This window comes from Aequoribacter sp., from assembly GCF_965659035.1.
Taxonomy (GTDB): domain Bacteria; phylum Pseudomonadota; class Gammaproteobacteria; order Pseudomonadales; family Halieaceae; genus Aequoribacter.
Genome location: NZ_CBFHWH010000050.1, coordinates 6,228 through 14,475 on the forward strand (window position 1 = coordinate 6,228; position 8,248 = coordinate 14,475).

General features: G+C 47.3%; 11 protein-coding genes. All 11 read right to left on the reverse strand.

Features of this window, described 5'->3' with window-relative positions; translation table 11 throughout:
* Nucleotides 1–389 (reverse strand): F0F1 ATP synthase subunit gamma (locus ACTF5Z_RS08250; RefSeq protein WP_438985223.1); only part of this gene is annotated, 389 nt, incomplete at its 3' end.
* Nucleotides 390–406: 17 nt separating this feature from the next.
* Entirely contained in the window at nt 407–1,951 is a 1,545-nt protein-coding gene (gene atpA, locus ACTF5Z_RS08255) for a F0F1 ATP synthase subunit alpha (protein WP_438985224.1), read from the reverse strand.
* Nucleotides 1,952–1,967: 16 nt separating this feature from the next.
* Nucleotides 1,968–2,501 carry a F0F1 ATP synthase subunit delta gene (locus ACTF5Z_RS08260; RefSeq protein ID WP_438985225.1) on the reverse strand — a complete coding sequence of 178 codons (534 nt, stop codon included), beginning with the start codon at nt 2,499–2,501 and terminating at the stop codon, nt 1,968–1,970.
* 2 nt (nt 2,502–2,503) lie between these two features.
* Entirely contained in the window at nt 2,504–2,977 is a 474-nt protein-coding gene (locus ACTF5Z_RS08265; protein WP_423848858.1) for a F0F1 ATP synthase subunit B, read from the reverse strand.
* Between the two features lie 65 nt (nt 2,978–3,042).
* Nucleotides 3,043–3,273, reverse strand: coding sequence for a F0F1 ATP synthase subunit C (atpE, locus tag ACTF5Z_RS08270; protein ID WP_423848859.1), 231 nt, complete (start codon nt 3,271–3,273; stop codon nt 3,043–3,045).
* A 35-nt stretch (nt 3,274–3,308) separates the two neighbouring features.
* On the reverse strand, nt 3,309–4,187 hold the full coding sequence (gene atpB, locus ACTF5Z_RS08275; protein ID WP_438985226.1) for a F0F1 ATP synthase subunit A: 879 nt from the start codon (nt 4,185–4,187) through the stop codon (nt 3,309–3,311).
* 17 nt (nt 4,188–4,204) lie between these two features.
* Nucleotides 4,205–4,615: an ATP synthase subunit I gene (locus tag ACTF5Z_RS08280; protein ID WP_438985227.1), complete on the reverse strand. Its 411-nt coding sequence runs from the start codon at nt 4,613–4,615 to the stop codon at nt 4,205–4,207.
* 86 nt (nt 4,616–4,701) lie between these two features.
* Nucleotides 4,702–5,589 (reverse strand): ParB/RepB/Spo0J family partition protein, encoded by an 888-nt coding sequence (locus ACTF5Z_RS08285; protein WP_423848862.1) that lies wholly within the window; start codon nt 5,587–5,589, stop codon nt 4,702–4,704.
* Nucleotides 5,590–5,594: 5 nt separating this feature from the next.
* Nucleotides 5,595–6,371, reverse strand: a complete 777-nt coding sequence (locus ACTF5Z_RS08290) for a ParA family protein (protein WP_438985228.1) — start codon at nt 6,369–6,371, stop codon at nt 5,595–5,597.
* Nucleotides 6,372–7,028 (reverse strand): 16S rRNA (guanine(527)-N(7))-methyltransferase RsmG, encoded by a 657-nt coding sequence (rsmG, locus tag ACTF5Z_RS08295; RefSeq protein WP_438985229.1) that lies wholly within the window; start codon nt 7,026–7,028, stop codon nt 6,372–6,374. It abuts the gene before it with no gap.
* A partial coding sequence (gene mnmG, locus ACTF5Z_RS08300; RefSeq protein WP_438985230.1) for a tRNA uridine-5-carboxymethylaminomethyl(34) synthesis enzyme MnmG occupies nt 7,021–8,248 on the reverse strand: 1,228 nt, incomplete at its 5' end. The genes mnmG and rsmG, both read right to left, overlap by 8 nt.

Below are 8,248 nucleotides of genomic sequence, written 5' to 3' on the forward strand. Positions count from 1 at the left end.
CCAAAGCTGTTAAAGAAGCTGGCCGCCTTAGCACCTATCAGGCACAGGTCTACGCCAATACCTTGATCCGCCCACTGCTTCATGGAGGCAACAGTGGTTTTGAACAAATTAATATTCAGACCACCGCACAAACCGCGGTCAGTTGACACAACGATGTAACCAACACGCTTCACATCACGCTCATCCATGTAGCTGTGACGATACTCAGGAGTAGCGTTTGCCAAGTGGCCGATCACTGCACGAATTCGAGCCGCGTATGGTTTACCCAGCTGCATGCGGTCTTGGGCGCGGCGCATTTTGCTCGCCGCAACCATTTCCATCGCCGACGTAATTTTTTGCGTACTTCGGATACTGTTTATCTGTGTCCGAATCTCTTTACCGACAGCCATCGATCAACCCCCGAACCTTACCAGGTTTGCGTTGTTTTGAAGGTTTCAATCGCGGCCTTGAAGGTGGCTTCGACATCACCATCATACTTGCCTGTCGCAACGATATCCGCCATGAGTTTACCGTGCTCTGCATGCATGTAGGCCAGAAGGGCGTCTTCAAAAGGTAATATCTGTGCAACCTCGACGTCTTTTAAATAACCTTCGTTAGCTGCGTACAGCATGATACCCATTTCGGCGATCGAGCGAGGAGAGTACTGCTTCTGCTTCATAAGTTCGGTTACACGCTCACCGTGATCAAGCTGTGCCTTAGTGGCATCATCCAGATCCGACGCAAACTGAGAAAAGGCCGCCAACTCGCGATACTGCGCCAAAGCTGTTCGAATACCGCCAGACAGCTTTTTCATGATCTTAGTTTGAGCCGCACCACCGACGCGAGATACCGAAATACCCGCGTTCATCGCAGGACGAACACCCGAATTAAACATATCAGTTTCTAAGAAGATCTGACCGTCGGTAATCGAAATAACGTTGGTTGGTACGAAAGCCGATACGTCACCCGCCTGTGTTTCGATAACGGGCAACGCAGTTAAAGAACCTGTTCTGCCTTTGACCTCACCGTTAGTGAACTGCTCGACATAGTCTGCATTTACACGCGCGGCTCGCTCCAACAGACGTGAGTGCAAATAGAATACGTCACCAGGATACGCTTCACGACCGGGCGGACGACGCAACAATAGTGAAATTTGACGATAGGCAATCGCCTGCTTGGTCAAATCGTCATAAATAATTAACGCGTCTTCACCTCGGTCACGGTAGTACTCACCCATAGTACAACCAGCGAAGGGCGCTAAGAACTGCATTGACGCTGGGTCTGAGGCTGTCGCCGCAACCACAATAGTGTGATCCATTGCGCCATGCTCTTCTAATTTACGCACAACCGCTGCAACCGAAGATGCTTTTTGGCCGATTGCGACATAAATACATTTAATGCCTGTATTTTTTTGGTTGATGATCGCGTCGACAGCAATGGCGGTTTTACCAATCTGACGATCGCCAATAATCAATTCGCGCTGACCACGGCCGATTGGCACCATGGCGTCAATAGCCTTTAAGCCGATCTGTACTGGTTGGTCTACTGATTGACGTGCAATTACGCCGGGCGCAACTTTTTCAATCGCGTCAGTCGCAGTGGCAGAAATTGGGCCTTTGCCGTCAATAGGATTACCTAACGCGTCGACCACACGACCCTGCAATTCTGGGCCTACGGGTACCTCCAGAATGCGTCCGGTACAACGGCAAGTTTGACCTTCAGCAAGTGACTTATAATCACCTAAAACTACGGCACCAACAGAATCGCGCTCTAGGTTAAGTGCCATACCATAGACACCCCCTTCGAACTCGATCATCTCACCATACATCACGTCTGTTAAGCCGTGAATACGGATAATACCGTCAGTTACCGATACAATCGTGCCCTCGTTGCGGGCTTCACTTGAGACATCTAATTGGTCAATACGCTGACGAATGATGTCGCTAATCTCTGATGGATTCAGCTGCTGCATGCTCGGTTCCTCAATCCTACGAATTCATTGCTTCGGCCAGTTTATTCAAACGGCCTCGCACCGAACCATCAATCACAAGATCGCCGGCTCGAATAACCACACCACCAATAAGGGTCTTATCGGTTCGAGTGTGAACATTTATTTGTTTATCTAGCTTGCCTTTCAATACTGCTACCAGCTTTTGCGTTTGGTCATCGCTTAAGTCATACGCAGAAACAACCTCTACGTCGACTGAGGCTTCAAGATTTGCCTTAAGTTCTTGGAACAAAACACTGATTGATGGCAGCAGTGCCAATCGACGATTGTCAGCCAACACAGCGAGGAAGTTAGCAAACCCTGTGTCCTCAATGCTGATTACGTCTTGCAACGTAGCTGCTAAGCTCTCTGGTGTTTTTGATGGATCGGCTAGAACTTGCGCTATTTTAGGGTGAACGACAACCCCTGACGCTGCTCGTAGCTGATCAGCCCAAAAACCGACCTGCGATTGGCTTTGCGCATAGGCAAAAGCCGCTTTCGCGTAAGGTCGAGCTAGGGTGGTCGTTTCAGCCATTGTTAGTGCAACTCCACGGTCAAGTTATTGACTAACTGTTCGTGAGCCGATTGATCGACTGCGGCACCAAGAACTTTTTCCGCACCCATAAACGTTAAGGCGGCGATTTCTGAGCGTAGCTCTGAACGCACGCGGTTTTTCTCTTGTTCGATTTCAGCCAATGCGGACGCTTTCACCTTGTCGGCTTCTGCAACAGCGGCGACACGCGCTTCTTCTACAAGTGCGTTTGCGCGTTTATTAGCAGCATCGATAATCGCGGCCGCTTGTGCTTTTGCTTCCGACATTTGCTCAACGGCTCGTTTTTGAGCTAGCTCAAGATCGTGGCTCGCACGATCAGCCGCCGCTAAGCCGTCGGCTATTTTTGCAGCTCGCTCTTGCATAGCCGCAACAATAGGAGGCCAAACAGATTTCATACAGAAGGCAACAAAGATCACAAAGGCGATCATTTGGCCTATCAAAGTAAGGTTAATATTCATTCTTGCTCCTCATAACGGAGGAGCACACGATGGTGTGCTCCAAGGTACTCTTAGGGGACCAGAAATTAACCAGCTGCTACTACGAAGATCAGGTACATAGCCATACCAACACCAATAATTGGAATAGCGTCTACCAGGCCCGCTCCTAAGAAGAAGGTAACCTGCAGTTTAGGTGCCAATTCAGGCTGACGTGCAGAACCTTCAAGCAATTTACCACCCAAAAGACCGATGCCGATTGCTGCACCGAAGCCTCCAAGGCCAATCATAATCGCGGCTGCTATGTAAATGAGTTCCATGGTTTTCTCCTAGGGTTGTTTTAAAGGTCAAACTTTTAGTGATCTTCGTGCGCCATGCTCAGGTACACAATTGTGAGCACCATGAAAATGAACGCCTGAAGGGTAATAACAAGAATGTGGAAAATGGCCCAACCGATTTGCAGTAATGCTGCCGGTAACATCCACATCAATCCAACGCCAAATAAACCAGCAATTAGAATAAAAACGATCTCGCCCGCGTACATATTCCCAAATAGACGAAGTCCAAGAGAGAATGGCTTCGCAAGCAGCCCGATAATTTCCATAAACAAGTTCAGAGGGATGAACGCCGGATGATTAAAGGGCGTTAGTGATAGCTCTTTCACGAACCCAAAACCCTTTACTTTAATGGAGTAATAAAGCATCAGTACAAATACACCGATCGCCATACCCATTGTAATATTTGGGTCTGTTGATGGGACGATTTTTTGGTATTCAACACCCGCCATCATAAACAAATGCGGAATGATATCGACTGGGATGATATCCATAAGGTTCATCAGAAATACCCAGCAAAAAATAGTCAACGACAATGGGGCGATTAGTGGATTTCTGCCGTGAAAAGTATCTTTTACTGTTCCCTCAACAAATTCCACAATCATTTCTGCAAAATTAACCAGATTTGTGGGAACACCAGCCGTTGCTTGCCTGGCAACTTTAGCGAACAACCAACAGAAAATAACGCCTAGACCAATAGACCATGCTAGCGAGTCAACGTGAATAGCATTGAAACCCATTGCAGAGATTTCGTCGGCACCATGGGCCATGGTCCATTGACCACCTTCGCTTACAACGGAGCCATCATAACGTACGGTACCCTCTGGTAACTTACCATAGGTTAAGTTTGTTAAATGGTGGACGATGTATTCAGAAATGGTTTGTGACTCACCTGACATGTCTGGTTCCCACTGCGTCAACGTTTTCGGGTCAACATGGCGACCCAACTATTTCCCGCTGTAATGAGTACGGTTTGCACAATAAAGCCAGCGAAAACCGCCTCAGCTTTAATATTGGGCATATTGAACACCCAAGCAAACCCTACTGCACACAACCCTATCTTAACCCAAGCCGCCATTATAGCGGCTTGCGGTTGAACCTTCCCTTGTTGCAGCCGAAAGGTTCTTGCAACTGCCCATGCGTGCGGCACAGATGCAACGACAAACCCATATACCAGGGATAGTGTTTGATTATCGGTCAACCAAACTGACAACCCTGCGATTAACACACCAGCAATGAGCGATATGCAAAAAAAAGTTCGCCACATGAGCGAACGGTACTGCTTTGCACTTAACTTCATTACCACCCTCAGTTGGCAGGGCCGCATGTAAGCGGGCGCATTATAGATATTAAGCCCTTAAGGTTCAACTCAAAGGCTTCGATAATTGGGATTATTCACCAGACAAATTCCACTTACTTAATATGAGCGAGTATTCCGTCTAACTCGTCGAGAGAATTGTAGGCTAAAACTAACTTTCCTTTGCCCTTACGTCCATGTTGTATTTGGACTTTAGCACCAAGCTTAGAGGCCAGCTCGGTCTCTAAAGCTTTAATGTTTGGATCTTTCGGCAGTTTAGCGCTGTCGTTTTGATCGCCTTCTAGTAGACGCGATACGTACGCCTCGGTTTCACGAACGGTTAAACCCTTAGCAACAACCCAACGAGCCGCCGCGGCTTGTTGGTCTTGAGGTAAACCTAAGAGAGCCTTGGCATGCCCCATTTCGATATCCCCGCGCTCAAGAAGTACCTGCGTTTCTTTGGGCAGAGACATTAAGCGTAAAAAGTTAGCAACTGTGGAACGGGACTTTCCTACAGCAGTCGCAATTTCTTGCTGAGTCAATTCAAATTCGGTCTGTAAGCGGTGTAGGGCGATGGCTTCTTCCATCGCATTTAAATCTTCGCGCTGAATGTTTTCAATTAAGGCCATCGCTAACGCGGTTTCATCACTTAATTCGCGCACTAGAGCTGGAATAGTATCTAGACCTGCCAGCTGTGTGGCTCGCCAGCGACGCTCACCAGCAATAATCTCATATTTTTGCGGTCCGATTTCTCTGACAATAATGGGCTGCATGACGCCTTGGGCTTTGATGCTTTCGGCTAGCTCCTCTAGAGCCTCCGGTTCAATATCTCGTCTTGGCTGATATTGTCCGCGCTGTATACGTTCCACCGGTAATTTTTTTAACGTAGCGTAACCACTTAGCGCTTGAGCAGCTTCTGTACTATCAGCTGATGTAGTTTCGTTGTTTGCTTCGCGCAGCAACGCATTTAAACCTCGACCTAAGCCTCTTTTTTTTGCTGACATACTTATTACCTGTTTGCTGTACTTTGGCGACGCACTAATTCTGCAGCAAGAGCCAAATAAGCTTTTGCGCCCGCTGATTGTTTATCGTAATGCATCGCGGGTAGGCCATGACTGGGTGCCTCAGCCAAACGGACATTTCTAGGTACGACCGTACGAAACACTTTAGGTCCAAAGTGCTCATGTAGCTGGTTTGATACATCATTGGTCAGACTCGTCCTAGGGTCGAACATCGTGCGCAAGATGCCAACAATATCCAATGTTGGATTCAAATGCTCCTTCACCCCTTCAATGGTTTCCAGTAGATCCGACAGTCCTTCTAAAGCGAAATATTCACACTGCATTGCTATGATGATGCCGTTAGCGGCTACCAACCCATTGACCGTCAACATAGTCAGCGTCGGCGGACAATCAATTAAAATGTAATCGTATTGGTCTTGTATTTTTTGCAAGCTTTTACGCAGACGAGAGTCTCGACCTATCTCTCCCATCAATTTTACGTCGGCCTCTGTTAAATCGCTGTTTGCGGGTAGGACATCGAACCGAGCGACCTCGGATCTTGCGATAGCTTTCGTAATCTCAACGCGATTTAACAACACATCGCAAACTGTTAAGTCGATTTCGTGTTTATTGACGCCAGACCCCATGGTGGCATTACCTTGTGGATCCAGATCGATCAATAAGACGCGGCGCTTCATAGCTGCTAAAGACGCCGCTAGATTCACGCAAGTCGTCGTTTTACCAACGCCACCTTTCTGGTTTGCAATAGCGATAATCTGTGGCACTTAATTAACCTTTTGTGTCGACGGCGCAGTAGCAATAATCAAGTGCCGTTCTTCAGATAGATAGGGCACCGATAATGGAATCACGCTATTAATATCGCACAGCGAGGAAGCTTCGGCTAGTTCTGACTCGGGATACCGCCCTTTCATGGCATAAATCTGACCACCCGGTACTAATCGAGGTAGTGCCAAAGTGACAAAATCACTAAACGATGAAAAAGCGCGCGAAATGACGATATCAAAGGTAGTACTCAGATCAGCTGTGTCAGCTCGGGCATGAAACACATGAAAATTAGTCAATTTTAATTCGTAACCAACCTGCTGCATAAAACGCGTTTTTTTTATGTTGCTATCTAAGCCGCTGACCTGCATACCAGGATACACTATAGCAAGTATCACGCTGGGCAATCCGGCTCCCGCACCAATATCAAGCAAATTGGTCGCTGCCCCACAAAAAGGGGCAACACTCAGAGAGTCTAGGATGTGCTTTACCAGCATTTCATCTATGTCGCGTACCGCGGTTAAATTATACGCTTTGTTCCATTTTTGAAGTAACGACAAATAAACCAGTAGTTGTGCTTGCTGCTGCGCGCTCAAAGCCAGCTGCAATTGATCTAGGCCTTGTTGCAGTCGCAGCGCGAGCTCGGATTCACTAGGCACTTTGTTTGACTTCTTTATCGGATCGATGCTTTTTTAGGTAAATGGCCAACAGTGATAAAGCAGCTGGTGTCATACCGGCAATACGACCTGCTTGATCCAGGGTTAATGGATTAACATCTTCCAATTTAGACCGCAATTCGTTGGACAAACCAGAGACCGACTGATAATTGAAATCGTTTGGAATTTGAGTGTCTGCGTGGCCCGCCATGCGCTGAATTTCTTGTTCTTGCCGCGCTATATAACCAGCATATTTCGATTCTATCTCCACTTGTTGAGCTACATCTGAACGTTCGCAGGCAGCCCCTTTCAAATCGGCAATATCGTGATAGTGCAATTCTGGTCGCTTAAGCAAATCCAACAGCGAGTACTCGCGCGTCAACGGTTTACCGCTAATGTGCTCGATTTTTTCAGCTTGTGGTGTTTTTGCTTGGATGTAGGTGCTGGCTAATCGCTCGTGTTCTGCGGTTAACTGCTCCATTTTGGTTGAATAATCTTGCCAACGTAAATCGTTAATAAGTCCCAATTGCCGACCTATTGCCGTTAATCGTTGATCCGCATTGTCTTCACGCAACATCAATCGATATTCCGCCCGTGAAGTAAACATTCGATAAGGCTCAGCAGTACCGTGAGTCACTAAATCGTCAATCATCACGCCAATGTAGGCTTCTTTCCTGGTCGGATACCACGCAGGTTTACCTTTAACACGTAAGCCTGCGTTCAAACCGGCAATCAACCCTTGTGCGCCGGCTTCCTCATACCCTGTTGTGCCATTGATTTGTCCTGCAAAGAATAGACCGTCAATAGCTTTCGTTTCTAAGGTGTGCTTTAAGCCTCGAGGGTCAAAAAAATCATACTCAATGGCATAGCCTGGGCGAACAATATGAGCGTTTTCGAAGCCTTTTATGCTTCGAACTACTGCATATTGCACATCAAAGGGCAAACTTGTTGAAATCCCGTTGGGATATAACTCATTGGTGGTTAACCCTTCTGGCTCTACAAAAACCTGATGAGAATCTTTGTCGGCAAAACGGTGAATTTTGTCTTCAATGCTAGGGCAATATCGCGGTCCCGTGCCTTCAATGACACCTGAAAATAAAGGGGACCGATCAAGATTTTGCGAGATTATATCGTGGGTTTGCGCATTGGTATGAGTTATCCAGCAGCACATTTGCTTGGGATGTGTTGCAGTTGAGCCCATCAAAGACATTACCGGCTCGGGG

What these genes read in the sequence shown, in the direction of transcription:
- atpA (WP_438985224.1), bottom strand. Translation starts at nt 1,951, where the DNA reads ATGCAGCAGCTGAATCCATCAGAGATTAGCGACATCATTCGTCAGCGT.
- ACTF5Z_RS08280 (WP_438985227.1), bottom strand. Translation starts at nt 4,615, where the DNA reads ATGCGGCCCTGCCAACTGAGGGTGGTAATGAAGTTAAGTGCAAAGCAG.
- ACTF5Z_RS08265 (WP_423848858.1), bottom strand. Translation starts at nt 2,977, where the DNA reads ATGAATATTAACCTTACTTTGATAGGCCAAATGATCGCCTTTGTGATC.
- ACTF5Z_RS08260 (WP_438985225.1), bottom strand. Translation starts at nt 2,501, where the DNA reads ATGGCTGAAACGACCACCCTAGCTCGACCTTACGCGAAAGCGGCTTTT.
- ACTF5Z_RS08285 (WP_423848862.1), bottom strand. Translation starts at nt 5,589, where the DNA reads ATGTCAGCAAAAAAAAGAGGCTTAGGTCGAGGTTTAAATGCGTTGCTG.
- atpB (WP_438985226.1), bottom strand. Translation starts at nt 4,187, where the DNA reads ATGTCAGGTGAGTCACAAACCATTTCTGAATACATCGTCCACCATTTA.
- atpE (WP_423848859.1), bottom strand. Translation starts at nt 3,273, where the DNA reads ATGGAACTCATTTACATAGCAGCCGCGATTATGATTGGCCTTGGAGGC.